Raw genomic sequence first — 26,633 nt, 5'->3', positions numbered from 1 at the left:
TCTGTGCGTTTTTGGTTTAGGGCGCCGCGGCGCCGCGTTGTTGGCGTTGCTTTTGACGGTAGGCCATTTGCGGGCGGGTCAGGCCCAAGAGGCGTGCCGCTTCCGAGAGGTTGCCGCGGGCGCGCGCCATGGCGTGGTCCAGCACGCGCGCCTCCACTTCGTCCAGCGTGCTGCCGCTGTCCAGAATGCGGCTACTCAGGTCGTCGTCCTGCGCGCTGGGCAATGGGGCGAGATGGCCATGCGCATCCAGGCTGGTTTGGGCTGCGTCCGGCTGGTTGGGGAAAAGGTGCTCCACTTCGACCATGCCCGACTGGCTTGCAAGAATGACGCCACGCTCCACCAGGTTTTCCAGTTCGCGCACATTGCCTGGCCAGTCGTGTTGCAGCAGCGCCTGTAGCGCGCGCTCTTCAAAGCCCAGCACGCGCTTGCTGTGCAGCACGCAAAAGCGCGCCAGCATGCCCTGGGCCAGCAGCTCAATGTCGGTCTTGCGCTCGCGCAAGGGCGGAATGCAGATGGGGTAGACATTCAGGCGGTACATCAGGTCGCGCCGGAAGCGCCCGGCCGCCACGGCCTTTTCCAGGTCCACATTGGTGGCGGCCACCAGGCGCACGTTGACCTTGCGCGTCTTCTCGCCACCCACGCGCTCGATCTCGCCCTCCTGCAGCACGCGCAGCAGTTTGGCCTGCGCCGCCATCGGCAGTTCGCCCACTTCGTCGAGCAGCAGGGTGCCGCCATCGGCGCGCTCAAAGCGGCCGGCGCGCGCTGCATGGGCGCCGGTATAGGCCCCCTTCTCGACGCCAAACAGCTCGGCCTCGATCAGCTCGGCCGGCAGGGCGGCGCAGTTCACCGCCACAAAGGGTTTATCTGCGCGGCTGGAGAGCTCATGCAGGGCACGCGCAAAGCGTTCCTTGCCAACGCCGGTCTCGCCGGTGAGCAGCACGGTGGCCTGGGTGGCGGCCACTTTTTGCATCAGCGTGTAGGCCTTGCGAAAGGCGCTGGAGTTGCCGATGAGCTGGCCGCCCTGGGTGGCGGGCTCCAGGGTGGACTTCAGGGCCTCGACCTGCGATTGCAGGGCCTCCATCTTCTCCATCAGTGAGTCGTCGGTGAAGTACACACGATGTGCCTCGCCATCCGGCCACTCCTCGATCGGGCGACCGATGATCTGGCAATGGTCGGCACCACAGGCGGCGCATTGCGTCTCCTTGAACAGGATCAGCCGCCCCATGAAGGCACTGGTGTAGCCGCTGGCATATCCCATCAGCGTCCAGCAGGCCGGGTCTTCCACCACGCCGAACTTCTGCCGGTGCGCATAGGCCTCCCAGGAATGGTCCCAGCGGAACTCGCCAAAGAACTGGCCCGCTGGAATGTCAAAGGCAAGTTTGACCGGGGTGACCCGCGCCGCGCCTTCGAGCATGTGCAGTTGCGGCCCCACCATAAAGCTGTCCTGCAAGGCCTCGCCCGGCCGCGTCTTCTTGGCGTACTCGGCATCCGACAGGCCCGAGGCATACCCCATGCGCGTCAGGATGCGCCGCGCATGTTCGGGGCCGACGGAGGTGATCAGATCCTGGCGCAGGGCGGCCAGGGCGTTGGTGTGCATCAACACCATGCGCCGGTCTCCGAGCCAGATGGCTCCGCTGTCAGTCTCGAAGCGCAGCAGGCGGCGCAGGTCGCTGTCCGGGGGGTATTTCAGGCTCATGGGTGCTTTGTCTCGCGGTAAGGCTTGAATGCCATTTTCTCGATATTTTTAGTTTCCATGACCCAGGTCACCGAACGGCCGGCGCGACTTTTGAAAATTGATCATTTGGTGAATTTTAGCCGTTTCGCCTGAATCAAATGCAGTATTTCAAAGGCGAATGGGTGGACTATTGGCTAAGGGTTAGCCCTAGTTCATGCCAAATTCCGATGCCTGTGGCGCGTTGTCGGGTCCTATTTCTAGGGGTTATCCCTAGAAATATCGAGATTTTGGCGGGTGTGGCCGTTTTTGGCAGGGTCCTTGCAAAGTCATGAGGCACCTACCCGCCAAACCATGCCCAAGACCTTGACCCTACCCCAAGCACCGACTACCCCGGACGAACGCATCTGCGATGTGTCCGCCAAGTTCGTGCGCATCAAGCAGGTCCGTGCCGACGGCCTGGTGTGTTTCGAGTTCGCCATTGGCTGGCCCGAGTTGTTTGTTGACCTGATGTTGCCCCGCGCTGCCTTTGACGATTTCTGCCTGCGTCAAAAAGTGCTGCTGTTGAACGATTGAATCCCCGCGCCCCTCACTCCCACAAAGGATTGTTCCCATGTCTGTAGATCTGCATACCCGTGAAATCAAGCCCCTGCGCAATACCTTTGCGCACACCGCGCACTACGTGGGCAACGACAAGCCCGCCTCGCGCTACCAGGAGGCCACCCTGGGTACGCAGCCCACGGCCAACTTCCACTACCGCCCGACCTGGGATCCGGAACACGAGATCTTTGATGCGTCCCGCTCCGCCATCAAGCTGGCCGACTGGAACTGCCTGCGCGACCCGCGCCAGTATTACTACGCCACCTGGACCATGGCCCGCGCCCGCCAGCAGGACGCCATTGAAGCCAGCTACGAATTCGTGGAATCACGCAAGCTGGTCTCCAAGATGCCCGACGCCGTGCGCGCCAAGGTCTGCCAGGTGCTGATGCCGCTGCGCCATGTGGCCTGGGGCGGCAATATGAACAACAGCTCGATCGGCGCCTACGGTTACGGCACGCCGTTTACCGCTCCCGCCATGTTCCATGCCATGGACCAGCTGGGTGCTGCCCAGTTCATTACTCGCCTGGGGCTGGCGCTGGATGAGCCCGGTGTGCTGCAGGCTGGCAAGAACGATTGGCTCAACGACGCCCGCTGGCAGCCGCTGCGCCACTACGTGGAAGACACGCTGGTGCTGTCGGACCCGTTTGAACTCTTCATCGCCCAGAACTTTGCGCTGGACGGCCAGCTGTATCCGCTTATGTTCGGCAGCTTTGTCGATGACCACATCGTGCCCCAGGGCGGTACCGCCGTGGCCATGCTCACCGCCTTCATGCCCGAGTGGCATAGCGACAGCGCGCGCTGGATCGACGCCGTGCTCAAGGTCGCCACCGCCGAATCCGCCGACAACAAGCAATTGATTGCCGGTTGGGTACAGGCCTGGGCCGACCGTGCGCAAACCGCACTCGCACCGCTGGCCGAACTCGCACTGGGCGCTGCAGGCGCACAAGCCCTGCTGGAAGCCCGCGCTGCGCTGGACCTGCGCGGCAAAAAGGCCGGCCTGTCCGCCTGAGCCTCACTACACAACACCAAGGAGACAAGCCCCATGTCGAATGTATTTATCGCCTTCCAGGACAACGAAGACGCGCGTCCCATCATCGACGCCATCCTGGCCGACAACTCAGAAGCCGAAGCCACCTATCCCACCGGCCTGGTCAAGATCATTGCGCCCAACAGCTTGGTGATCAAACGCGAAAGCATTGAAGAGCTGATCGGCCGCTCCTTCAATCTGCAACAGATCCACGTCAACCTGGTCACCCTCTCGGGCCACATCGACGAAGACGACGACCAGTTCTCGCTGAGCTGGACCCACTGAACCCCGAACCCCATTAGGAGACAAAAAATGGATACCCGCGTCATCAAGAAGAAGCTCGGTCTGAAAGACCGCTACGCCGCCATGACCCGCGACCTCGCCTGGGACACCACCTACCAGCCGATGGAAAAGGTCTTCCCCTACGACAAGTACGAAGGCATCAAGATCCACGACTGGGACAAGTGGGAAGACCCCTTCCGCCTGACCATGGACGCCTATTGGAAGTACCAGGGCGAAAAAGAGAAAAAGCTCTACGCCGTGATCGAGGCCTTTGCCCAGAACAACGGCCAGCTCGGCGTGACGGACGCGCGCTACATCAACGCGCTCAAGCTGTTCCTCACCGGCGTGACGCCGCTGGAGTACTACGCCTACCGCGGCTTTGCGCACGCCGGTCGCCAGTTCACCGGCGCCGGTGCCCGCGTGGCATGCCAGATGCAGTCGATTGACGAACTGCGACACTACCAGACCGAAACCCACGCCCTGAGCCACTACAACAAGTACTTCAACGGCCTGCACAGTCCGCAGCACATGTTCGACCGGGTCTGGTACCTGTCGGTGCCCAAGTCCTTCTTTGAAGATGCCTACACCGGTGGCCCCTTCGAGTTCCTCACGGCCGTGAGCTTCTCTTTTGAATACGTGCTGACCAATCTGCTGTTCGTGCCCTTTATGTCGGGCGCGGCGCATAACGGCGACATGTCCACGGTGACCTTCGGCTTCAGCGCGCAGTCCGATGAGTCGCGCCACATGACGCTGGGCATTGAGTGCATCAAGTTCATGCTGGAGCAGGATCCAGGCAATGTGCCCATCGTGCAGGGCTGGATCGACAAATGGTTCTGGCGCGGTTACCGCCTGCTCAGCATTGTGGCCATGATGCAGGATTACATGCTGCCCAAGCGCGTGATGAGCTGGCGCGAAAGCTGGGAAATGTATGTGGAAGAAAACGGCGAAGCCCTGTTCAAGGACCTGGCGCGCTACGGCATCCGCAAGCCCAAGGGCTGGATACAGGCTTGCGAAGGCAAGGACCACATCAGCCACCAGACCTTTGCCGTCTTCTACAACTACAACGCTGCTGCCGCCATCCACACCTGGATTCCTTCCGAGGAAGAAATGGCCTGGTTGTCGGAGAAGTACCCCGAGACGTTCGATACGGTCTACAAGCCGCGTTGGGACTTCTGGCGCGCCGAGGCCGCCAAGGGCAACCGCTTCTACCAGAAGACATTGCCCATGCTGTGTCAGACCTGCCAGATCCCGATGATCTTCACCGAGCCGGGTGACGCCACCAAGATCGCCTACCGCGAGTCCGACTACCTGGGCAACAAGTACCACTGCTGCAGCGACCACTGCAAGGAAATCTTCGACAACGAGCCCGAGAAGTACGTGCAGTCCTGGTTGCCACCACAGCAGATTTACCAGGGCAACTGCTTCAAACCCGATGTCGATCCGACCAGGGAAGGCTTTGATCCGCTGCTCGCCGTGCTGGATTACTACAACATGAAAGTCGGCAGCGACAACTTCGACTTTGATGGTTCGGAAGACCAGAAAAACTTTGCCGCCTGGAACGGCGATACCGTGGATGGAGTAAAAAAATGAGCGTCGTTTCCCTCAAGCCCTACAGCTTTCCTGCCAAGGATGTGCGCGAGAACTTTCCCGCACCGCTGCTCTTCATCGGTTGGGAAGACCACCTGATGTTTGGCGCACCCATCGCCCTACCCCTGCCGCCCGACACCCCGTTTGGCGCCGTCGGCCCGGGCGTGCTGCCCGGCACCTACGGCTACCACCCCGACTTCGCCAAGATCGACTGGAACACGGTCGAGTGGACGAAATCGGGCAAGCCCTGGAAGCCGGACCCGGCCAAGTCGCTGGCCGACAACGGCCTCCAGCACAAGGACGTGATCCGCTTTCGCACCCCCGGACTGTCGGGCCTGAACGGCTCCTGCAACTAAGCGTTTTTGAGAAGACCATGAGTTACCAACTGACGATTGAACCGCTGGGCGCCATCATCGAGGTGGAAGAGGGGCAGACGCTGCTGGATGCTGCCTTGCGCCAGGGCATCTATATTCCCCACGCATGCGGTCATGGTCTGTGTGGTACCTGCAAGGTGCAGGTGAGTGAGGGCGAAGTGGACCACGGTCACGCCAACCCGTTCGCGCTGATGGATTTCGAGCGCGACGCCGGCAAGACCCTGGCCTGCTGCGCCACGCTGCAAAGCGATGCCTGTATAGAAGCCGATATTGACGAGGACCCGGATGCCGAAGTGATCCCTGTGCGCGACTTCTACACCACGGTGGCGCGCATCGAGTCTCTGACTCCAACCATCAAGGCGATCTGGCTCAAGCTCGACAGCCCTCTGCATTTTCAGGCCGGCCAGTATGTGCAGGTCGTCATACCCGGCATTGAAGGCAGCCGCGCCTTCTCGATTGCCAATGCACCAGCCGAGGTGCAAGCCAGCGGCGAGATCGAATTGAATGTGCGCATCGTCGCAGGCGGTGCCGGCACGACCTGGCTGCACCAGAGCCTGAAGGTGGGCGACAGCCTGCAAATATCCGGACCCTACGGGCGCTTCCTGGTACGCAAGTCTGCCCGGCTGCCCATGGTCTTCATGGCCGGTGGCTCGGGCCTCTCAAGCCCACGCGCCATGATTCACGACCTGCTTCAAGACAAGAGCGCGCAGCCCATGACCCTGGTCTATGGCCAGCGCACGTGGGACGAGCTGTACTACGACGAGGCTTTTCGCGCACTCGCGGAAAAGTACCCGCACTTCACCTACGTTCCCACCCTCTCGGGTGAACCCGAAGGCTCGGATTGGCAGGGCGCACGCGGCTTTGTGCACGACGTGGCCAAGGCCCATTTCGACGGCACGTTCGCCGGCCACCAGGCCTACCTGTGCGGACCGCCCGTGATGATCGAAGCCTGCATCTCCACGCTGATGCAAGGCCGCCTGTTTGAGCGCGATATCTATACCGAGAAGTTTTTGTCGGCCGCCGACACCAACCAGCAGCGCAGTCCGCTGTTCAAGCGGGTTTAGGGAAGCACCACCATGTTCTTTGACACCCGCCCCAAGGTCAGCGTGCACATCGCGCAAACCGACGAGACCTATGTCTGCGCCACCAGCGAGAGCCTGCTCCAGGGCATGTTGCGTCTGGGCCGCAAGGGCATACCGGTGGGTTGCGTCAACGGTGGTTGCGGCGTCTGCAAGGTTCACGTATTGGAGGGGCAATGCCAGTCGCTGGGCCCCATCAGCCGCGCGCACGTCAGTGCGGAAGAGGAAGCACACGGATTTACTTTGGCCTGCCGTGTGGCACCCCTCACCCCAGTGCAACTGGAGGTGGTGGGCAAGTTCGAGAAGCCATTCAAAAAAGGGTTTGCCGCTAAGGCAAGCACTTAAGTTATTTCAACCAAGAGGAGACTTCAAATGGGTATTGCACGAATCGGTCACGCCAGCCTGCGGGTGATGGACATGGCAGCAGCTGTCAAGCACTATGAAAAAGTGCTGGGCATGAAAAAGACAATGGAAGACAAGCACGGCAACGTGTACCTCAAGTGCTGGGACGAGTGGGACAAATACTCGCTGGTGCTCACGCCCTCCGACCAGGCCGGCCTGAACCACGTGGCCTACAAGGTCGAGAACGATGCCGATCTGGATACGCTGCAAAAGAAGATCGAAGCCTACGGCATCGCCACCAAGGTCTTGGCCGAAGGTGCCATGCCCTCCACAGGTCGCATGCTGCAGTTCAACCTGCCCAGCGGCCACGAGATGCGCCTCTATGCCATGAAGGAATATGTGGGCACCGAGGTCGGCACCACCAACCCCGATCCGTGGCCGGACAACATCACCGGTGCCGGCGCGCACTGGCTGGACCACTGCCTGCTGATGTGCGAGCTCAACCCCGAGACCGGCGTCAACAAGGTGGCTGAGAACACCAAGTTCGTCATGGAAGTGCTGGACTTCTTCCTGACCGAGCAAATCCTGGTCGGCCCCAACGGCGACATGCAGGCTGCCACCTGGCTGGCACGCACCACCACGCCACATGACATCGCCTTTGTCGGCGGACCGCGCATGGGCCTGCACCACATTGCCTACTTCCTGGATTCGTGGAACGACATCCTGAAGTCTGCCGACGTGATGGCCAAGACCAAGACCAAGATTGACGTGGCGCCCACCCGCCACGGCATCACCCGTGGCGAGACGATTTACTTCTTCGACCCGAGCGGCAACCGCAACGAAACCTTTGCCGGCTTGGGCTATCTGGCCCAGCGCGACCGGCCTGTGACCACCTGGACCGAAGACAAGCTGGGGACCGGAATTTTCTACCACACCGGTGAGATGGTTGCGTCCTTCACGGATGTGTACACCTGAGCCCTGCAAGCACTGATACCTCGCGCGCGCAGCCAACTTGTTGCGCGCGAGGTCTTTGAAAGTCGTACACCTGTTTTAGGAAAAATTTTCCTGGAATGAATCACACCCCATGAAGAAAATACTATTTGCAGCCGCTGCCCTGACCGCACTCGTGAGTGCCCACGCCGAAGGCCATTACGTGCCCGGAGTGGAAGGCATGCAAGCCGCCAGCGTGCCTCCCCCCGGCCTCTATTACCTGGGCTATATGGCGAACTACAACGCCGAACAATTCAAGGTACCGGGCGGCAGCACCGCACTGCCCGGCGAGAACAAGGCCACCATCTTTGCCCTGGCCAATCGCCTGGCCTGGATCTCCAACACCAAGGTGCTGGGTGCCGACTTCGGCATGGAAACCATTGTGCCGGTGCAGTCCACCTCGCTGACCATCAGGGCCGCCGGCCTGTCCGATACGCAAAGCGGTTTTGGTGATGTCTATCTGGGCCCCGTGGTGCTGGGCTGGCATGGTGCCTTCTGGGACGCCGTGGGCGCAGCAGGTTTCTGGCTCAAGTCGGCTGACAGCTCCTCGCCCGCCTCGGCTGGCAAGGGCTTTGCCAGCACCATGCTGACCGGTGGCGCCACCTACTACTTTGATGCCAACAAGACGATCTCCGGCTCGGCCCTGCTGCGCTATGAAATCAACCACAGCAAATCAAATGGCTTCAAGCCCGGTGATCAGGTCTCGCTGGAATGGGGCTTTGGCAAGATGCTGGGCACGGTGCAGGTTGGCCTGGTCGGTTATGACCAGATGCAGGTGAGCAACGACAGCGGCACCGGTGCATCCTCCAACAAGTCCGAGCGCCACGCCGTGGGTGCCGAAGTGGTTCTGCCGCTGATGAGTTCGGGTGTGATCCTGAAGGCGGCCGCCTACAAGGAGTACCAGTCCCAGGCAGGTACCGGTGCTGAGCCCATGGGCAATCTGTTGCGCTTCACGTTTGTGAAGTTCCTCTAAACATGAGCCGCCCAGCGAACACCCCCGCGGTTGCTGTGAGCGTCAGCCTGCGCAGCATCGACTGGCGTGCCGCCCATGCGGCCGCAGGTGCAGCCGTGCAGGCCGCACTGGACATGGGCGCCTGCGTCAATGTCGCGGTGGTGGACGCCGGCGGCCTGCTCGCCGCTTTTCTTCGCATGCCCGGCGCGCCCCTGCATTCGTTGGAAATTGCCATCGACAAGGCCTACACGGCGGTCAGCTTCGGCCTGCCCACGCACCAGTGGGCAGAGGCCCTGCAAGGCCATTCGCCCGCGGTGCGCGAAGGCATCGTGCTGCGCCCGCGCTTTGTCGCCTTTGGCGGCGGACTGCCGATTGTCGAGGCCGGTGCGCGCGTAGGCGCTATCGGTGTCTCCGGTGGCAGCGAGGCGCAAGACCAGGCCATTGCCCAGGCCGGTCTGGCAGCGCTTAGCCTCCCCTTGGTGTGATGCACACCAACCCATTTTTCAACTCCTGCGAACAGCCATGAAACAGATCCTAAACTTCATCAACGGTGCATACGTCAGCAACGCCAGCGGCAAGACCTATGAGAAGCGCAACCCGGTGGACAACAGCCTGATCGGCATGGTGCATGAGGCAGGCCAGCCCGAGGTGGATGCGGCAGTGGCAGCCGCCCGCGCCGCTCTGCACGGACCCTGGGGCCGGCTGTCGGTGGTGGAGCGCTGCGCCATGTTGGATGCGGTGGTGGCGGAGATCAACCACCGCTTTGACGACTTTTTGCAGGCTGAAGTGGCCGACACCGGCAAGCCAGGCCATCTGGCCTCGCACATCGACATTCCGCGCGGTGCGGCCAACTTCAAGATCTTCACCGACACCATCAAGAACGTGTCCACTGAATCCTTCGAGATGCGCACCCCCGACGGCAAGACCGCACGCAGCTACGGTGTGCGCACCCCGCGCGGCGTCATCGCCATCATCTGCCCGTGGAACCTGCCGCTGCTCTTGATGACCTGGAAATGCGGCCCGGCCTTGGCCTGTGGCAACACGGTCGTCGTCAAGCCCTCGGAGGCCACACCCAGCACCGCAACGCTGCTCGGCGAAGTCATGAACAAGGTGGGCGTGCCGCCCGGCGTCTACAACGTGGTGAACGGCTTTGGCGTGAATTCCGCCGGCTCCTTCCTCACTGCGCACCAGGGCGTCAACGGCATCACCTTCACCGGCGAGACCAAGACCGGCACGGCCATCATGAAGGCCGGTGCTGATGGCATCCGTCCGGTGTCACTCGAACTGGGCGGCAAGAACGCCGCCGTGGTGTTTGCCGACTGCGATTTTGACAACGCCATCAACACCGTCACCCGCTCCGTTTTTGAGAACTGCGGCCAGGTCTGCCTGGGCACCGAGCGCGTCTATGTGGAGCGCCCCATCTTCGACAAGTTTGTTGCTGCACTCAAGGTGAAGGCCGAGGGCATGAAGCCCGGCCGCCCCTTTGACCACGACACCAAGATCGGCCCGCTGGTCAGCAAGATCCACCAGAAGAAGGTGTTGTCCTATTACGCCAAGGCCAAGGAAGAAGGCGCAACGATTGTGTTCGGCGGCGGCGTGCCCGATATGCCGGACGACCTGAAGGACGGCTGCTGGGTGGAACCCACCATCTGGACCGGCCTGCCCGAGACCGCCACCGTGGTGCGCGAAGAAATCTTCGGCCCCTGCTGCCACATCACCCCCTTTGACACCGAGGAAGAAGCGGTGCGCATGGCCAATGACACCAAGTACGGGCTGGCCACCTCCATCTACACCCAGGACATCAGCCGCGCCAGTCGCGTCGCCACGCAAATCGAAGTGGGCCTGTGCTGGGTCAACAGCTGGTTCCTGCGCGACCTGCGCACGCCGTTTGGCGGAAGCAAGCAGTCCGGCATCGGCCGCGAGGGCGGTGTGCATTCGCTGGATTTCTACACCGAACTTCGCAACGTGATGATCAAATACTGAAAGCCCAGCATGAGCCAGAACCCCGAAATCGGCAAGAGCATTCTTGCCAACGGCATCACCACCAACTACCACGATGTGGGCACCGGTTTTCCAGTGCTGCTGATCCACGGCTCTGGCCCCGGTGTCAGCGCCTGGGCCAACTGGCGTTTGACCATTCCGGCACTGGCCGCAGGCCGTCGCGTCATAGCGCCCGACATGGTGGGCTTTGGTTTCAGCGAGCGTCCACAAGGCGTTCGCTACAACCTCGACACCTGGGTGGCGCAGGCCATTGGCCTGCTGGACGCGCTGAAGATTGAGCAGGCCGATCTGGTCGGCAACTCCTTTGGTGGCGGTCTGGCGCTGGCGCTGGCAATACGGCACCCGAAGCGCGTGCGGCGTCTGGTGCTGATGGGTGCGGCCGGCGTGTCGTTTCCGATCACCGAAGGGCTGGACGCGGTCTGGGGCTACCAGCCCTCGATTGCCAACATGCTCAAGCTGCTCGACATCTTCGCCTTCGACCGCACGCTGATGAGCGACGAACTGGCCGAGCTGCGCTACAAGGCCAGCATCCAGCCCGGCTTTCAGGATGCGTTCGAGAGCATGTTCCCTGCACCCCGACAGACCGGTGTCGAGTCGCTGGCCAGCCGCGAGGAAGACATACGCGCGCTACCGCACGAGACGCTGGTGATCCACGGGCGCGAAGACAAAGTGCTGCCCCTGTCCAACTCGCTGACGCTCAGCGCTTGGATTGAACGCGCGCAGCTGCATGTGTTTGGCCGTTGCGGCCACTGGACGCAGATTGAACACGCCGCGCGCTTCACGCAACTGGTCGGCAACTTCCTGGACGAAGCGGATGCGCTGGTCGCCAAAAAGGCCGCCAGCAAGCCCACAGCCCAGCCCGAAAAGGCCCGCGAAGCGCAGGCCACCCACTGACGCGCCGCCCCCGATTTTTAACAACCCAACCGGACTTTGCAATGGATTCCACACTGATTACCAACTTGGGCGACGAGCTGTACCAGGCCATGACCAACCGCACCGTGGTGGATCCGCTCACCACCCGCCACCCCGACATCACCATCGAGAACGCGTATCACATTCAGCAGCGCATGTTGCAGCGTCGCCTCAATGCGGGCGAGCGCGTGGTCGGCAAAAAGATCGGCGTCACCTCCGCCGCCGTGATGAACATGCTGGGCGTGTACCAGCCGGATTTTGGTTACCTGCTGGACGGCATGATTTACAACGAAGGCCAGAGCATTGACATTAGCACCCTGATCCAACCCAAGGCCGAAGGCGAGATTGCCTTCATCCTGAAGAAAGACCTGATGGGCCCCGGCATCAGCAATGCCGATGTGCTGGCCGCCACCGAATGCGTGATGCCCTGCTTCGAGATCGTCGACTCGCGAATCCGTGACTGGAAGATCAAGATCCAGGACACCGTGGCCGACAACGCCTCGTGTGGCGTGTTCGTGCTGGGCGACCGCGCCGTCGATCCGCGCCGTATCGACCTGTCCACCTGTGGCATGGTGTTCGAGAAGAATGGCGACATCATTGGCACTGGGGCCGGTGCCGCCGCACTAGGCTCACCCGTGAATGCCGTCACCTGGCTGGTCAACACCTTGGGCCGTTTGGGCATTGGCATCAAGGCTGGTGAAGTGGTGCTGTCAGGCGCGCTGGCCGCCATGGCCCCGGCCAAGGCCGGTGACAACTTCCGCGTCTCGATTGGCGGGCTCGGCAGCTGCTCGGTGCGCTTCCACTAACCATCGCACAGCCGGATGTCCTCGGTCCCTGCCATCCCATCGCTGCAGCCAGCTACCGGTGCAGTCACGGTGCTGATCACGCGCCGGGTCACGCCCTGCCATGAGGCGGCATTTGAGCAGGCGTCGAACGACATGACGGCCGCCGCACGCAGCTTTCCCGGCTACCTGGGCGGACAACTGGTGCGCCCGCAGGACGACAGTGGCAGCACGGATGCCACGCTCTACAACGTGGTGTTTGCCTTTGACACGGCCGCGCACCTGCAGGCTTGGCAGGACTCCCCCGTGCGCTCGCTGGCGCTGGCCGCGATTGCGCCGCACATCGAAGGCCAGACGGTGCGCCAGGTCAGCGGCCTGGGCCACTGGTTTGCTGCGCCCACTGGCCCCAAGCAGAATTCGCCCCCGCGCTGGAAGGTGGCCGTGGTCACCTGGCTTGGCATCTGCCCCACGGTGTATGCGCTGTTCCTGTTGCTGGGTGAGGCTTTGGCACCTTGGCCGCTTCTGCCACGCGTGATGCTGCTGACATTGCTGGTGGTCATCACCATGACCTGGCTGGTGGCACCGCAACTGACCCAGCTGCTTAAACCTTGGCTGTACCCGGTACCACCGGCGTCACAGCAACGATAGGAAGACACATGGATTTGCAACTCAAGGGCAAGCGTGCCCTGATCACGGGCTCCAGCTCCGGCATCGGTTTTGCCATTGCCCGTGAGCTCGCCGCCGAGGGCGCGCAGGTGCTGCTCAACGGCCGCGATGCAGGGCGTTTGCAGCAGGCGCTGCAGCGACTGCAGGCTGAGCTTCCCGGTGCCACTCTGGATGCGGTGCAGGCCGATCTGTCCACGCCGGAAGGCTGCCAGCAACTGCTGAAGGTTGCCGGCGACGTGGACATCCTGGTCAACAACCTGGGCATCTTCGAGCCCAAGGCGTTTGAGCAGATTTCGGACGCAGACTGGCTGCGCTTTTTCGAGGTCAATGTGATGAGCGGTGTGCGCCTGGCGCGCGGCCAGCTTGCAGGCATGAAGCAGCGCGGCTGGGGCCGCATCGTGTTTATCTCCAGCGAGTCCGGCATCTGTCCGCCGGGCGACATGGTGCATTACGGCATGAGCAAGTCGGCGCAGTTGTCGGTCTCGCGCGGCCTGGCCGAGACCTGCGCAGGCACCGGCGTCACGGTGAATGCCGTGCTGCCGGGACCCACCCGCACCGAGGGAGTGGGCCACTTCTTTGCCAAGCTGGCCAGCGAGGCGGGCCAGACCCTGGCTGAGGCCGAAATCGACTTTTTCCAGCATGCGCGACCCACCTCGCTGCTGCAACGCTTTATCGAACCCGCAGAGGTCGCCGCGCTGGTGGCCTATGTGTGCAGCCCGCGCAGTGCGGCCACCAACGGCGCTGCGCTGCGCGTGGATGGCGGCGTGGTGCGTTCACTGATCTGACTTTTACTTTACTACTGAGGACTTTATGAAAAAAATCAAATGCGCCCTGATCGGGCCCGGCAACATCGGCACCGACTTGCTGGCAAAGCTGCAGCGCAGCCCCTTTCTGGAGCCCGTCTGGATGGTGGGCATTGACCCCGAGTCCGACGGGCTGAAGCGTGCGCGCGAGATGGGCATCAAGACCACCTCCGACGGTGTGGACGGCCTGCTGCCCCACGTGCTGGCCGATGGCGTGCAGATCGCCTTTGACGCCACCAGCGCCTACGTGCATGCAGAAAACAGCCGCAAGCTCAACGAGCTGGGCGTGCTGATGATCGACCTGACGCCTGCGGCCATCGGCCCGTTCTGCGTGCCCCCTGTTAATCTCACCGCGCACGTCGGCAAAGGCGAGATGAATGTGAACATGGTCACCTGCGGCGGCCAGGCCACCATCCCCATGGTCGCAGCGGTGAGCCGTGTGCAGCCCGTGGCTTATGGCGAAATTGTTGCGACCGTGTCCAGTCGCTCGGTCGGCCCCGGCACGCGCAAGAACATCGACGAATTCACCCGCACCACCTCGGCTGCGGTCGAAAAAGTGGGCGGCGCCAAGAAGGGCAAGGCCATCATCATCATCAACCCCGCAGAGCCGGCCATGATGATGCGTGACACTGTTCATTGCCTGACAGAAACCGAGCCGGACCAGGCGGCGATTACTGCCTCCATCCACGCCATGATCAAGGAAGTGCAGAAATACGTGCCCGGTTACAAGCTGGTCAACGGCCCGGTGTTTGACGGCACCCGCGTTTCCGTCTTTTTGGAAGTGGAAGGCCTGGGCGACTACCTGCCTAAGTACGCCGGCAACCTGGACATCATGACGGCCGCCGCCGCCCGCACGGCAGAGATGTTTGCCGAAGAAATCCTTGCCGGCACGCTGGTGCTGAGCCCTACCGCCGCTGTCGAAGCTGCCACCGTCTAAACCCCCAGGAGAAACACATGAACTTGCAAGGTAGAAAAGTAACCGTCCACGACATGACTCTGCGCGACGGCATGCACCCCAAGCGCCACCTGATGACGCTGGACCAGATGAAGACCGTGGCCTGTGGCCTGGACGCCGCAGGCGTGCCGCTGATTGAAGTGACCCACGGCGACGGCCTGGGCGGCTCCTCGGTGAACTACGGCTTTCCGGCCCACACCGATGAAGAGTACCTGGGTGCCGTGGTGCCGCTGATGAAGCAGGCAAAAGTCTCGGCGCTGCTCATCCCCGGCATCGGCACGGTGGACCATCTGCTCATGGCCAAGGACCTGGGCGTGAAGACCATACGCGTGGCCACGCATTGCACCGAGGCCGATGTCTCCGAGCAGCACATTGGCAAGTCTCGCGCGCTGGGCCTGGACACCGTGGGCTTTTTGATGATGGCCCATATGGCCTCCCCCGAGAAACTGGCGACGCAGGCGCTGCTGATGGAGAGCTATGGCGCCAACTGCATTTACATCACCGACTCGGCCGGCTACATGCTGCCCGACGATGTGCGTGCCCGCCTGGGTGCGGTGCGCTCTGCATTGAAATCCGACACCGAACTGGGCTTTCACGGCCACCACAACATGGCCATGGGTGTGGCCAATTCGATTGCCGCGATTGAGGTCGGTGCCAACCGCATTGATGCCGCCGCCGCCGGCCTGGGTGCCGGCGCGGGCAACACGCCCATGGAGGTGTTTGTGGCCGTCTGCACGCGCATGGGCATTGAGACCGGCGTGGACGTGTACAAGATTCAGGACGTGGCCGAAGACCTGGTGGTGCCCATGATGGACCACGCCATCCGCATCGACCGCGACTCGCTGACGCTGGGCTACGCCGGCGTCTATTCCTCCTTCCTGTTGTTTGCCAAGCGCGCCGAGAAAAAATACGGCGTGTCGGCCCGCGACATCCTGGTGGAGATGGGACGCCGCGGCATGGTCGGCGGCCAGGAAGACATGATTGAAGACACCGCCATGACCATGGCCCGTGAACGTGGCATTGCGCAAAAGGTGGCAGCATGAAACTCGACAGCAAAACCATCACCGCACTGGCCGAGCGCCTTGAGACCTGCGAACTGCAGGCACACGACACGACCAAGATCACCGATGAATACCCGGACATGGATTGGGACGATGCCTACGCAATCCAGAACACCATCAAGGCCAATAAGATCGCCCGTGGCAACCGCATCGTCGGCCTCAAAGCCGGCCTGACCTCGCACGCCAAGATGAAGCAGATGGGCGTGACCACGCCGGTGTTCGGCTTCATGGCCGACTATTATGCCGTGCCCGATGGCGGCGAATGCAACGTGAGCGAACTGATCCATCCAAAGGTTGAGCCCGAGATTGCCTTTGTCACCAAAGCCGAACTGCGCGGGCCCGGCTGCCACATCGGCGCCGTGCTGGCGGCCACCGACTTTGTCATGCCCGGCATCGAGGTGATCGACAGCCGCTACCGCGACTTCAAGTTCGACCTGAAAAGCGTGGTGGCCGACAACACCTCGGCCGCGCGCTTCGTGGTTGGCGGCCAGCCCATGAATGTGGAAGGTGTGGACCTGCGCACCGTGGGCATCGTGCTGGAGAAGAACGGTGTGCCGGTGGCCTTTGGTGCCGGTGCGGCCGTGCTGGGCCATCCGGCCGCAGCCATTGCCATGCTGGCCAACCACCTGGCCGAGCGCGGAGAGTGCATACCGGCTGGCACGCTGATTCTGTCGGGCGGCATCACCGAGGCCGTGTCCGTGGCCGCTGGTGACAACGTGACCCTGCGCGTGCAGGGCATGGGCAGCACCAGCATCCATTTCGTCTGAACCCTTCAAGGAGAGAACCTATGCCATTCGCACAGATTTACATGATTGAAGGCCGCACCGAAGAACAAAAGCGCGCCGTCATTGAAAAAGTCAGCGCGGCCCTGGTGGAGGCCACCGGCGCACCGATCGCCAATGTGCGTGTCTGGATACAGGATGTGCCCAAGGAGAACTGGGGCATTGCTGGGGTCAGCGCCAAGGACCTGGGGCGTTGAGCCCACTTAAGCAAATCAGCGGGGGCCTGCTGGCCTCCCTGCTGGTGATAGGGCTGGCCCTGTTCATCGCACTGGGCCTGCCGGTGCAGGCCGAGATGGGTTGGGTCAGCGTTCTCCTGAACGCGATGGTGCCCACGCAAATGGTTATGACGCTGTTCTGGCACGGGAAATACCCTGTCCGGCTGGGCAGCGTGCGCCAGCCCTTGCGTGGCTTGTTGCTGACACTGGTGAATCTCCTGGTGGCGGTAGCGGTCGCCGCGCTGGCCGTGCTGGTGTGGGGCGGAGCGGAGTGGCAGCCTACCCCGTTCATCCTCATGCCGCTGATCATTTCCATTCCGCTGGCCCTGACGCAGATCGTTCTGTTTCAAGCCTGGCCTTTTACTCGATGGACGCAGTCGACGCTGCTCCAAGGCGTGCTGATACTGATTGCCACCTATTCGCTCGCGATGGCGGTGGATGTGCTGTTGTTTGACTTCGGCTTTCTGCGCGACGCGCCCTTCTATCGCGCCAGCCTCGATCACCAGGGTCTGTTCACAGCATGGCAACCGATGACCGCCCTTGTCGGCGGCGTGGCAGGCATTCTGGTGCTGGTGCTATTGGACTTCTGGCCGATGGAGAAGCTGGCTCGATGGGCACCGGTACTAAACCTTCAACCCTGGCGCGGCCTGGTGCTCAGTGCCATGGTTTCCTTGCTGATGGCTCTTGCCTGGGTTGGCTTTGTCGGCCTAGCCCGTTGGGACCTGGTGGTCTTCATGGTGCGGGGCTGTGTGGCAGCGATTTTCGGGATATTCATAGTGCTGGTCCTGTTCAAGAACCTGCCCGTTTTGCAGTTGCCACAGCCTCTGCGCGGTCTGGTTTTGTGTGGCGGCGCTGCCCTGCTTTCCATGGCCCTGTTTGCGCTCTACCAGGCTGCAGCAGTCACACGATTTGGCCTGGTCAGCGGCCCGCCGCAATACACCTTGGAGTTGTGGATTGCCTCGGCCATGCTGGCTATTACATTCCCTCTGATGGTTGCTTATGCGGAGTATTTTTCTTTCTGGCCTATTGAAAAATCTCGCTGAAGCAGTAGTCACGACAGCCGCCAAGGGTTAACGCCGTGACTTGTAATCTGTAGTCTTCAATGGGCGCAGGATTTTCTGTAGCTGATCAACGGGCAGTTGTCCAAACTGTTCAGGGCGCCAAAATTTGCAATTGGAGAGGTGCACTCACAATTGCGTGTCATTTGTGAACGTACGGTATCTGGCGGGCAATTCGATTCTTTCTATATCCGGCAACGCTGCCCAAGATCCGACTACCTCACTGCCCTGTGTGACTGCTATGGGCACTGATGTGCCCACTGCCAACGTCTGCAGTCAGGCATTTCCAAAGTCAGCACGAGTTGACTATTTGCACAGCCGGTCCACAGTTGCTCTCCCCTCAACTTCTTGGAGATCATTGTGGACACTGCAACCGATACAGCTGCCAAACTTCCTTGGAATAAAGGAAAAATCGTTGGACAAAAGGCTCCGCTCAAGCTCAAAGACATCTGGGCAATCCGCATACGACTGCAACTTGGACACCGGACCCGAGAGCTTGCGCTCTTTGATCTAGGGTTGGACAGCAAGCTCAGGGCATGCGACCTCGTCCGTTTACGTGTTCGGGATATTTGTCATGGCGATCGCGTCTCAACACGCGCAATCGTCATGCAGCAAAAGACTTCACAACCAGTCCAATTTGAAATCACGCCTCCGACTAGAGAGGCAGTTACGGAATGGATCAAGAAGGCAGAACTGTCGACTGAGGACTACCTTTTTCCAAGTCGTGTTCACGATTCGCCTCACTTGGGAACACGGCAGTACGCGCGCATTTTGGATTCCTGGATCGAGGAAATCGGTCTCGATCCAACGGCCTACGGCACTCACACGATTCGCCGGACTAAGGCATCGCTGATCTACCGTCGCACCAAAAACATTCGGGCTGTGCAATTGCTTTTGGGGCACACCAAGCTGGAAAGCACGGTGCGATACCTTGGCATAGAGGTCGAGGACGCATTGGAACTTTCCGAGCAGACTGAAATTTGATCTTCATCGAACCGGTATCTGATGCCAAATTGCTTGCCAGATACCGGTCATTCGCGAATGTCAGCACCTGGCCCATAGGGGTAGTAGGATTTGCCGTCGCCAATGGCTGCAATCGATGGCAGACCGGTCAACCAATTTGAAACAGCGAATGTCGGTTGCTGGCTCGATTCCCGACATACAACTTCCGAACCTGAACACCCGCTATCGCAGCATTCTTGCCCTTCGCGAGCGGCGGGACATGGCAGCAACGAAACGTTCAATGCGTGGCCGCCCGTGTTTTTCTCTTCAAGACCTGTGGGGCGGGTCGCCGGTGGGCTGAGGTTTGCTACCCACCGGTGTACCCAGATTCCTATTTTCTCGGTTGGACATTCGGATACAAGAATATCAGGCAGGCGTAAATCCCCGCGCCGACAAGCAGTGAGCACGCGGCGATCTCCAGTGACCGCGTGAAGCCCATGGTCGTGGAGTCGCTGTGCGCCAGCAGCGTGGTAGCCAGCGGTGGCCCCATGATCTGGCCAATGCCATACAACGCGGTGGCGAGTCCCATGAAACTGGCCGCCTGCGCGGGCCGCAGGCGTCGCACCTCCTGCATAGCAAAGAAGGTTATGGCTGTGAACGGGAGGCCCAGCAACAGGCTACCCAGGGTAAAGCCAGGCAGGCTGGGGCTGATCAGGCTGCATGCGATACCGATCGCCTGTACCAGATAGCTCCCGATGAGCAGCCAGCGCAGGTCCTGCACGCCGCGGATGCGGGAGGCCAGAAGAGCACCCGCCATGACGCCCAGGCCAAAGAGAGGCCAGAAGAGATCCAGCCAGTGCGAGTCCGGCAGGGACTGGCGTGCGATGACAGGCAGAAAGCTGGCTGTAATGATGTAGCCGAACCCCGCCAGCCCGTATGCCAGGGTAAACAGTGGAAGTTCAAACGACACGCCGGGCAGCGGCAACTGCGCGGCAGGCGCAGTGGCAGTTGCTCCGACTGCCGAAACGCCCGAGCCAAAGATGGGCCAGACCCCGGCAGTCAATAGCGCGGCAAGAAGCCCGAAAATCTGCCATCCACTGGAGGCCGACCAGTGTGTTGCCACCATGGCGCTGGCGGCCAGGCCGCTGATCACAATGCCGGCTCCGGGGCCGATGTAGATCAGTGCGCCCATGCTGGAAAACTGCAGTTGTGCCAATTGGGTGAGGCACCAGCCGGAGGTATAGACGAAGACGATCGCACTGGCTACGCCGGCGCAGAAGCGCAGCACTGGCCAGGCATCGGCCCAGGGCAATGCCATGCCCAGTGTCAGCGCCACCGTTGTTACCAGACCACCCTGAACCATGGAAGGTGCACTCGGTATGGCGGCAATACCCAACTGCCGCCAGATCCAGGGCTGGAGCATGCACAGCAGTGCGCCTAGAAGGTAGCCCAGGTAGTTAGAGCTGGCTAGCCAACTGGCCTGTGACAGGGTGACCTTGCCCTCGGCGAGCATCATGGGCAGCAAAGGGGTGAACGCGAAGCGTCCAATGCCCATTGCCACAGCCAACGAGGTCATTCCTGCAACCGCAATCTGCCAGGGGCTCAAGGGCCGTCTGCTGGTGGCCTGAGGCATACGCTTTCCCGCGGGTTTGCGGTTCCTGTGGACATTCGTCATTCTGTTCACTACCTGGAGGCCCCGGTGCAATTGGGCCTCCAGGTATTTTTTTTGAGAGCATCAAATCCGGTGCGCCTGTCGGTATGAATCGGATCTTGCCGCTCGGTTGCTGTCAGCAACCCAAGTCCACAGTATCTCCGCAAATACCGGGGGTTCCCATTCATGAAAGAGATTCAAGCGCAAGGCAGGGGCATTTGGCCTGCTGTCTTTTTTGCTGCGTGTCGTTTCACTATCTATCGGCATCTGCCGCCGGCAACGTTACGACTGGAAGGCACCTGCCATCACGTTGATGCTCAATGCCAGCACCAGCATGTTGAAGGCAAAGGCCGTCAAGCTGTGCAGGAGCGTGAGGCGGCGCATGTGCCGGGAGGTGACCACCACGTCTGACACCTGCGAGGTCATGCCCACGACATGGGCGTAGTACAAGAAATCAAAATAATCCGGCGGCAGTTTGCCGGGAAACTCCAGACCGGCCCCAGCGGGGTGACCGCGTAGCTCGGACTGGTAATAGCGATGCGCATACCGGAAGGCAAAAATGGTCTGCATGAGCAGCCACGAGGTCGCCAGGGCCAGCATGGACAGCGCCAGATGCGCCAGTCTTTGCACGGTGGACAGGTCCTTGAGGTGCTGCAGCATCAGCGCAATGGCGCCCGCACAGGCAAACACGGAAAGCAGCAGCAAAGTGAAGAGCAAAAGCCCCGGCTGGTCTTGGGCCTGCGCACGCTCCCGGGTTCTGGCGGCATCAAATTCCACAGCCAGCCACCAGGCCAGAAGCAGAAAAGTCAGCGCACCCGCGCACCACGCCAGCAACGCATGGGTCTGCGCTGTGAGAGGCAGGGGGATCATGCCTACCGCCACGCCAACGGCCACGCCATACATCACCCGCTGGTGACCCGTCGTTTCCGAGAAGTGGTGGTGCATGCGGGCTACTGCCGTATGACGTCCGCGCCCGCCGGTGGTTTGAACTGAAAGCTGGAAGCCTCCAGCGGCGCATTGGCCTGAAACGCCTGGAAGCGCAGGCTGGAGGTCTGGCCAAAACTGTCCAGAATATCCAGCATGGCCAGCTCGGTACCCCGAAAGCCAATGCGCACACTTTGCAGGGAGCTGTCTTTGGCTTTGGGCGTAGCCAGCACCCACTCCAGCCCGTCTCGCGGTGCCTCGGACACCAGCACAAAATCCGTCTGCAGGGCACGCAAATCAGGCGCCGAGGCGATCAACGCGGCGGGTGTAGACCCCAGCACCTGGGCCTGCTTGCGGGCCGTAACCTGGTTCAGGTCCACGTCGTACAGCCACAGCGTCTGGCCATCGGCAAGAATGATCTGCTCAAAGGGTTTCTTGTAGACAAACTTGAACCGGCCGGGGCGGGAGAACTCAAACGTTCCACTCGATGTTTTGGCACGGGCTGCCTGCCCTTCCTTGGCGGGCGCAGTCACCACCTGGGTGAATTCGGTACGGGCAGTTTTCACCGTCTTGATAAAGCTTTCCAGGCTTTCCAGGCCTGCAGCCCTCGCCGATAGTGCGCAAGCAGCTATTAAAAACGTAGCAGTCAAGTATTTTTTCACACCATCTTTCGTCATTCGGCGCGCGCAGGCACCAGGATTTCACGCTGACCGCTGGTGCTCATGGAGCTGACCAGACCGGCCTTTTCCATGTCTTCCACCAGCCGGGCGGCGCGGTTATAACCAATTTTCAGGTGGCGCTGCACCAGCGAAATGCTGGCCTTGCGGTTCTTGAGCACCACTTCCACAGCCTGGTCGTACATCGGGTCTTTCTCCCCACCGCCGTTGCTGCCGTCCGTGCCGGGCTCGCCCTCGCCATCCAAGGTGCCGCCTTCCAGCACACCCTCGATGTAATTGGGTTCCCCCTGCGACTTCAGATAACTTACAACGCGGTGGACCTCCTCGTCGCTGACAAAGGCACCATGTACCCGAATCGGCAAGCCGGCGCCGCTGGCCATGTACAGCATGTCGCCCATGCCCAGCAGAGCCTCCGCACCCATCTGGTCGAGGATGGTGCGGCTGTCGATCTTGGAGCCCACCGAGAACGCAATGCGGGTAGGAATGTTGGCCTTGATCAGGCCGGTGATCACGTCCACACTGGGGCGCTGGGTGGCCAGAATCAAATGGATACCGGCAGCACGGGCTTTTTGTGCCAGGCGGGCAATCAGCTCCTCAATCTTCTTGCCCACCACCATCATCAGGTCGGCCAGCTCGTCAATCACCACCACGATGTGCGGCAGGCGGTCCAGCGGCTCGGGGGCCTCGGGGGTCAGGCTGAACGGGTTGTAGATGAACTCACCGCGCGCGGTGGCATCGTCGATTTTGGTGTTGTAGCCCGCCAGATTGCGCACGCCCATTTTGCTCAGCAACTTGTAGCGTCGCTCCATTTCGGCTACGCACCAAGTGAGGCCATGGGCGGCCTGGCGCATGTCGGTGACCACTGGCGCCAGCAGATGGGGAATGCCTTCGTAGACCGACATTTCCAGCATCTTGGGGTCGATCATCAGCAGGCGCACATCGCGGGCCTCGGCCTTGTACAAGAGGCTCAAAATCATCGCGTTGATACCCACCGACTTGCCTGAACCGGTGGTACCCGCTACCAATACGTGGGGCATTTTGGCTAGATCGGCCACGACGGGGTTGCCAACAATGTCCTTGCCCAGGCCCATGGTGAGCAAGGATTTGGCTTCGTTGTAAACCTGCGAGCCCAGAATTTCCGACAGCTTGATGGATTGGCGCTTGGCGTTGGGCAACTCCAGCGCCATGAAGTTCTTGCCGGGGATGGTTTCCACCACGCGAATCGACACCAGGCTGAGCGAGCGAGCCAGATCTTTGGCCAGACCGACAATTTGCGAGCCTTTGACGCCCGTAGCGGGCTCAATCTCGTAACGGGTAATCACGGGGCCGGGCTGGGCCAGCACGACCCGCACTTCCACTCCAAAGTCCTTGAGCTTTTTCTCAATCATGCGGCTGGTCATTTCCAGCGTCTCGGGAGCTACGGTTTCCTGTCGCAGTAGAGCGCCGTCGAGCAACGCCACCTGCGGCAGTTTGCTGTCCGGCATTTCGGAAAACAACGGCTTTTGCCGCTCCTTTGCAACCCGCACGCTGGGTGGCAACTCCACCATCACTGGCTCAATGACCACCGGCTGCGGATGGTGAATTTCGATTTCCTCGCGCTCCTCCAGCAGGATTTCCTCACGCTCGCGCACCGCCAACTGACCCATTTCGCGGTCTTGTGCCTGCTCCATTTTCTCGCGGCGGGATTGCACTTTGGCGTCGACCCATGAGCCAATGCGCTCGGCAACGTGCATCCACGAAAAACCAAACACCAACGCAGCCCCGATAACACCCAGCGCAATGGACACCAGACCTGAACCGGAAAAGCCTAACCACTTCACACTCAAGGGGCCCAAGAGGTAACCGAGCGCGCCACCTGCATGACCGGGCAAATGCGACTCCAGGCTGTAGAGGCGGGACCATTCCAGCGTGGTGCTGGCATACAGCAACAAGGCCAGACCCACCCAAAAAACGAACCGGCGCGGAAGAAGATGGGGTCTGAGGTCACTGCGCAACCGGTTCGCCAGCACCGCCAGCCAGAGGCGCGCACCAACGGCAAAACACCACCATGCAGAAAAACCCAGCAAAAAATAGCTGGCGTCGGCGATCCAGGCACCCAGGCGCCCAACCCGGTTAACCACGGACGCACCTGCCCCCGAAGTGGACCAGGCAGCGTCCTGTGGCGAATAAGTCAGCAATGCGACCAGCCACAGCACCAGCAGCACAAAGCCGGCAATCAGGGTAATTTCATTGGCAAACCGGCCCATGCCGGTGGGCTCTGGAGCGGGCTTGGCCGCAGAAGAAGAGGAACGAAGCGTATGCAGGGAATAGGTCATGTAAAAAATTAACGGGGCTTGGTGCGGCGCTCGTGCACGCAAATAATCCCACTTTCAAGTGTCTCGATAAAACCATTTTCCTCAAAATCTTTCATCACGCGGCTGACCATTTCGCGGGACGCGCCCACCATCTTGGCCAGATCCTGCCGCGAGATCTTGTCGCGAATGAGGTGTTCCCCATTTTCCCCCGGTACAGCGTTTTCCAGTAACACCGTGGCCACCCGCCCATAGACGCCCATTAGCGCAAGAGACCCGATTTTCTGATCTGCTCCGCGCAAGCGATGCACCAGACCACGCATGATGGCGTAGGCCATCGACATGTTCTCACCCAGGCATCGCGAAAACGCCTCACGCCCGAGCACCAGCACATCGGTCTGCACCTCCGCAGTGACCGTTGCAGAATGCGCTTCGTTGTCGATCAGGCTCATCTCCCCGATATAGTCACCTGTCCGAAGGGTGGCCAAAATGACCTCGCGGCCCTTGCTATCTGTCATTAAAACGCGGGTGCGTCCGGACAATATGATGTACAAGGCGTCAGAAATATCGCCCTGTGCAACCAGGCATTCGCCCCGCTTGAAGCGTTGCTTTGAGACGGCATTCGCTATGGTCTCCGCTTGAGCGGGCGTCAACATCGCGAAAAGCGACACTCGGCGGATCAAATCCAGGTTAGTTAGCATTGACATTAAATCGTTCCCAGAAATAACAGATCGGTGTTTCTTACAATCTAGCCATCAGGCACGTGTGCAAATTCCGGGGTTGCGATGGGCGCACCCGATTCAAATGGTCTGTACCGTTCCGAAATGTACACGGCCCAGCTTCCGTTCTACCCAAATAAAGGTTACACAATGTCCCAAAGCAAGCACGCCAAGGTCCTGATTCTGGGCTCTGGCCCCGCTGGATACACTGCCGCCGTTTATGCGGCGCGTGCCAACCTCAGTCCGGTTCTGGTCACAGGCATTGCCCAAGGCGGGCAACTGATGACCACCACCGAGGTCGACAACTGGCCCGCCGATGTGCACGGCGTACAAGGACCAGATTTGATGCAACGCTTTCTGGAGCACGCAGAGCGATTCAAAACCGAAATCCTGTTTGACCACATCAGCGCAGTCGACCTGAGCAAGCGCCCCTTCACGCTCAAGGGCGACAGCGAATACACCTGTGATTCGCTGATCATTGCCACCGGAGCGTCTGCCAAATACCTGGGTCTGCCGTCCGAGACAGCCTTTATGGGCCGCGGTGTATCGGGCTGCGCCACCTGCGATGGCTTTTTCTACCGCGATCAGATCTGCTGCGTCGTAGGCGGAGGCAACACCGCTGTCGAAGAGGCGCTCTACCTGTCCAACATTGCCAGCAAGGTCTACCTGGTTCACCGCCGCGACAAATTCAAGGCAGAGCCCATCCTGATTGACAAATTGATGGAGAAAGTCGCTGCAGGCAAGATTGAACTCAAAACCTTCCGCACGCTGGATGAGGTGCTGGGCGACGCGTCGGGTGTTACCGGTATCCGCGTCAAAAGTGTCAAAGACGGCTCGACCGAGAACATCACGCTGGCAGGATGCTTCATTGCCATTGGTCACGCGCCCAACACGGAAATCTTTCAGGGGCAACTGGAAATGGCGGGCGGCTACATCGTCACCCAGGGCGGGCTCAAAGGTTTTGCCACGCAAACCTCGGTCCCCGGCGTATTCGCTGCCGGTGATGTGCAGGACCACGTCTACCGCCAGGCCATCACCAGCGCAGGCACGGGATGCATGGCGGCGCTGGATGCGCAGCGCTTCCTTGAACAACAGGAATAGGGCGTAGCCACCAGCCGGTTGCGGGTAACTTTCGCGAACCCGCTATAATCCAAGGCTTTGCTGAAATCGGCTTGCAAGAGTTCGGATCAGCAGCGAGCAACCGCCATTCACTTGGCGGGGGGTTACCGCCACCCTTTTCATTGGCGAGGTGAGGCCAGCGAGATCAGGCTGTTCTGTGAATAACAGGC

28 protein-coding genes are annotated in these 26,633 nt (G+C 60.9%); 22 read left to right on the top strand and 6 right to left on the bottom strand.

Annotated features, from left to right (window positions below; genetic code table 11):
* Positions 1-16: 16 nt before the first annotated feature.
* Positions 17-1,696, bottom strand: coding sequence for a sigma 54-interacting transcriptional regulator (locus tag AC097W_RS01000; protein ID WP_479600385.1), 1,680 nt, complete (start codon positions 1,694-1,696; stop codon positions 17-19).
* A 330-nt stretch (positions 1,697-2,026) separates the two neighbouring features.
* Between AC097W_RS01000 and AC097W_RS00995 the strand changes: the two genes are divergently transcribed.
* The 21 genes from AC097W_RS00995 (at position 2,027) to AC097W_RS00895 (ending at position 19,124) form a co-directional block, all read left to right on the top strand.
* Positions 2,027-2,248: a phenol hydroxylase subunit gene (locus AC097W_RS00995; protein WP_479600384.1), complete on the top strand. Its 222-nt coding sequence runs from the start codon at positions 2,027-2,029 to the stop codon at positions 2,246-2,248.
* A gap of 37 nt (positions 2,249-2,285) precedes the next feature.
* Positions 2,286-3,281 carry a ferritin family protein gene (locus AC097W_RS00990; protein WP_479600383.1) on the top strand — a complete coding sequence of 332 codons (996 nt, stop codon included), beginning with the start codon at positions 2,286-2,288 and terminating at the stop codon, positions 3,279-3,281.
* Between the two features lie 33 nt (positions 3,282-3,314).
* The gene (locus AC097W_RS00985; protein ID WP_479600382.1) at positions 3,315-3,584 is read left to right on the top strand and encodes an MmoB/DmpM family protein; all 270 of its coding nucleotides are present in this window, start codon (positions 3,315-3,317) and stop codon (positions 3,582-3,584) included.
* Between the two features lie 27 nt (positions 3,585-3,611).
* On the top strand, positions 3,612-5,171 hold the full coding sequence (locus AC097W_RS00980; protein ID WP_479600381.1) for an aromatic/alkene/methane monooxygenase hydroxylase/oxygenase subunit alpha: 1,560 nt from the start codon (positions 3,612-3,614) through the stop codon (positions 5,169-5,171).
* A complete protein-coding gene (locus AC097W_RS00975; RefSeq protein WP_479600380.1) occupies positions 5,168-5,524 on the top strand; it encodes a phenol hydroxylase subunit P4 in 357 nt (118 codons plus the stop codon). The genes AC097W_RS00980 and AC097W_RS00975 overlap by 4 nt, the downstream gene beginning before the upstream one ends.
* Before the next feature lie 17 nt (positions 5,525-5,541).
* On the top strand, positions 5,542-6,606 hold the full coding sequence (locus tag AC097W_RS00970) for a 2Fe-2S iron-sulfur cluster-binding protein (protein WP_479600379.1): 1,065 nt from the start codon (positions 5,542-5,544) through the stop codon (positions 6,604-6,606).
* 12 nt (positions 6,607-6,618) lie between these two features.
* Positions 6,619-6,966: a 2Fe-2S iron-sulfur cluster binding domain-containing protein gene (locus AC097W_RS00965; protein WP_479600378.1), complete on the top strand. Its 348-nt coding sequence runs from the start codon at positions 6,619-6,621 to the stop codon at positions 6,964-6,966.
* Between the two features lie 27 nt (positions 6,967-6,993).
* On the top strand, positions 6,994-7,938 hold the full coding sequence (locus tag AC097W_RS00960; protein WP_479600377.1) for a catechol 2,3-dioxygenase: 945 nt from the start codon (positions 6,994-6,996) through the stop codon (positions 7,936-7,938).
* A gap of 109 nt (positions 7,939-8,047) precedes the next feature.
* Positions 8,048-8,926 (top strand): SphA family protein, encoded by an 879-nt coding sequence (locus AC097W_RS00955; RefSeq protein ID WP_479600376.1) that lies wholly within the window; start codon positions 8,048-8,050, stop codon positions 8,924-8,926.
* A gap of 2 nt (positions 8,927-8,928) precedes the next feature.
* Positions 8,929-9,390, top strand: coding sequence for a GlcG/HbpS family heme-binding protein (locus AC097W_RS00950; RefSeq protein WP_479600375.1), 462 nt, complete (start codon positions 8,929-8,931; stop codon positions 9,388-9,390).
* Between the two features lie 37 nt (positions 9,391-9,427).
* Positions 9,428-10,888 (top strand): 2-hydroxymuconic semialdehyde dehydrogenase, encoded by a 1,461-nt coding sequence (locus tag AC097W_RS00945; protein ID WP_479600374.1) that lies wholly within the window; start codon positions 9,428-9,430, stop codon positions 10,886-10,888.
* A gap of 9 nt (positions 10,889-10,897) precedes the next feature.
* Positions 10,898-11,800: an alpha/beta fold hydrolase gene (locus AC097W_RS00940; protein ID WP_479600373.1), complete on the top strand. Its 903-nt coding sequence runs from the start codon at positions 10,898-10,900 to the stop codon at positions 11,798-11,800.
* Between the two features lie 41 nt (positions 11,801-11,841).
* The gene (gene dmpE / locus AC097W_RS00935; RefSeq protein ID WP_479600372.1) at positions 11,842-12,624 is read left to right on the top strand and encodes a 2-oxopent-4-enoate hydratase; all 783 of its coding nucleotides are present in this window, start codon (positions 11,842-11,844) and stop codon (positions 12,622-12,624) included.
* Positions 12,625-12,639: 15 nt separating this feature from the next.
* Complete coding sequence (locus AC097W_RS00930; RefSeq protein WP_479600371.1) at positions 12,640-13,248, top strand: antibiotic biosynthesis monooxygenase; 609 nt, start codon at positions 12,640-12,642, stop codon at positions 13,246-13,248.
* Positions 13,249-13,256: 8 nt separating this feature from the next.
* The gene (locus tag AC097W_RS00925) at positions 13,257-14,051 is read left to right on the top strand and encodes an SDR family NAD(P)-dependent oxidoreductase (RefSeq protein ID WP_479600370.1); all 795 of its coding nucleotides are present in this window, start codon (positions 13,257-13,259) and stop codon (positions 14,049-14,051) included.
* A 25-nt stretch (positions 14,052-14,076) separates the two neighbouring features.
* Positions 14,077-15,006 (top strand): acetaldehyde dehydrogenase (acetylating), encoded by a 930-nt coding sequence (locus tag AC097W_RS00920; RefSeq protein ID WP_479600369.1) that lies wholly within the window; start codon positions 14,077-14,079, stop codon positions 15,004-15,006.
* Between the two features lie 17 nt (positions 15,007-15,023).
* The gene (gene dmpG / locus AC097W_RS00915) at positions 15,024-16,067 is read left to right on the top strand and encodes a 4-hydroxy-2-oxovalerate aldolase (protein ID WP_479600368.1); all 1,044 of its coding nucleotides are present in this window, start codon (positions 15,024-15,026) and stop codon (positions 16,065-16,067) included.
* Positions 16,064-16,852, top strand: coding sequence for a 2-oxo-3-hexenedioate decarboxylase (gene dmpH, locus AC097W_RS00910; RefSeq protein WP_479600367.1), 789 nt, complete (start codon positions 16,064-16,066; stop codon positions 16,850-16,852). Before dmpG ends, dmpH begins: the two co-directional genes overlap by 4 nt.
* Complete coding sequence (locus tag AC097W_RS00905; RefSeq protein ID WP_479601274.1) at positions 16,849-17,064, top strand: 2-hydroxymuconate tautomerase; 216 nt, start codon at positions 16,849-16,851, stop codon at positions 17,062-17,064. The genes dmpH and AC097W_RS00905 overlap by 4 nt, the downstream gene beginning before the upstream one ends.
* Complete coding sequence (locus AC097W_RS00900; RefSeq protein WP_479600366.1) at positions 17,061-18,125, top strand: hypothetical protein; 1,065 nt, start codon at positions 17,061-17,063, stop codon at positions 18,123-18,125. Before AC097W_RS00905 ends, AC097W_RS00900 begins: the two co-directional genes overlap by 4 nt.
* 375 nt (positions 18,126-18,500) lie before the next feature.
* A complete protein-coding gene (locus AC097W_RS00895; protein ID WP_479600365.1) occupies positions 18,501-19,124 on the top strand; it encodes a tyrosine-type recombinase/integrase in 624 nt (207 codons plus the stop codon).
* Between the two features lie 349 nt (positions 19,125-19,473).
* Here AC097W_RS00895 and AC097W_RS00890 read toward each other — a convergent pair whose 3' ends face one another.
* From AC097W_RS00890 to AC097W_RS00870, 5 genes are all read right to left on the bottom strand, one after another.
* The gene (locus AC097W_RS00890; RefSeq protein ID WP_479600364.1) at positions 19,474-20,688 is read right to left on the bottom strand and encodes a YbfB/YjiJ family MFS transporter; all 1,215 of its coding nucleotides are present in this window, start codon (positions 20,686-20,688) and stop codon (positions 19,474-19,476) included.
* A gap of 327 nt (positions 20,689-21,015) precedes the next feature.
* Positions 21,016-21,678, bottom strand: a complete 663-nt coding sequence (locus AC097W_RS00885) for a DUF1345 domain-containing protein (protein WP_479600363.1) — start codon at positions 21,676-21,678, stop codon at positions 21,016-21,018.
* A 5-nt stretch (positions 21,679-21,683) separates the two neighbouring features.
* Positions 21,684-22,319, bottom strand: a complete 636-nt coding sequence (lolA, locus tag AC097W_RS00880; RefSeq protein ID WP_479600362.1) for an outer membrane lipoprotein periplasmic chaperone LolA — start codon at positions 22,317-22,319, stop codon at positions 21,684-21,686.
* An 11-nt stretch (positions 22,320-22,330) separates the two neighbouring features.
* Positions 22,331-24,649: a DNA translocase FtsK gene (locus tag AC097W_RS00875; protein ID WP_479600361.1), complete on the bottom strand. Its 2,319-nt coding sequence runs from the start codon at positions 24,647-24,649 to the stop codon at positions 22,331-22,333.
* A gap of 8 nt (positions 24,650-24,657) precedes the next feature.
* Complete coding sequence (locus tag AC097W_RS00870; protein ID WP_479600360.1) at positions 24,658-25,332, bottom strand: Crp/Fnr family transcriptional regulator; 675 nt, start codon at positions 25,330-25,332, stop codon at positions 24,658-24,660.
* 162 nt (positions 25,333-25,494) lie between these two features.
* On the opposite strand from AC097W_RS00870, the gene trxB reads away from it, so the two are divergent.
* A complete protein-coding gene (gene trxB, locus AC097W_RS00865) occupies positions 25,495-26,445 on the top strand; it encodes a thioredoxin-disulfide reductase (protein WP_479600359.1) in 951 nt (316 codons plus the stop codon).
* Positions 26,446-26,633: the final 188 nt, after the last annotated feature.

The sequence above is a fragment of the Rhodoferax sp. GT1R46 genome, assembly GCF_056521285.1.
This window is presented reverse-complemented; position numbering and strand designations above follow the sequence as displayed.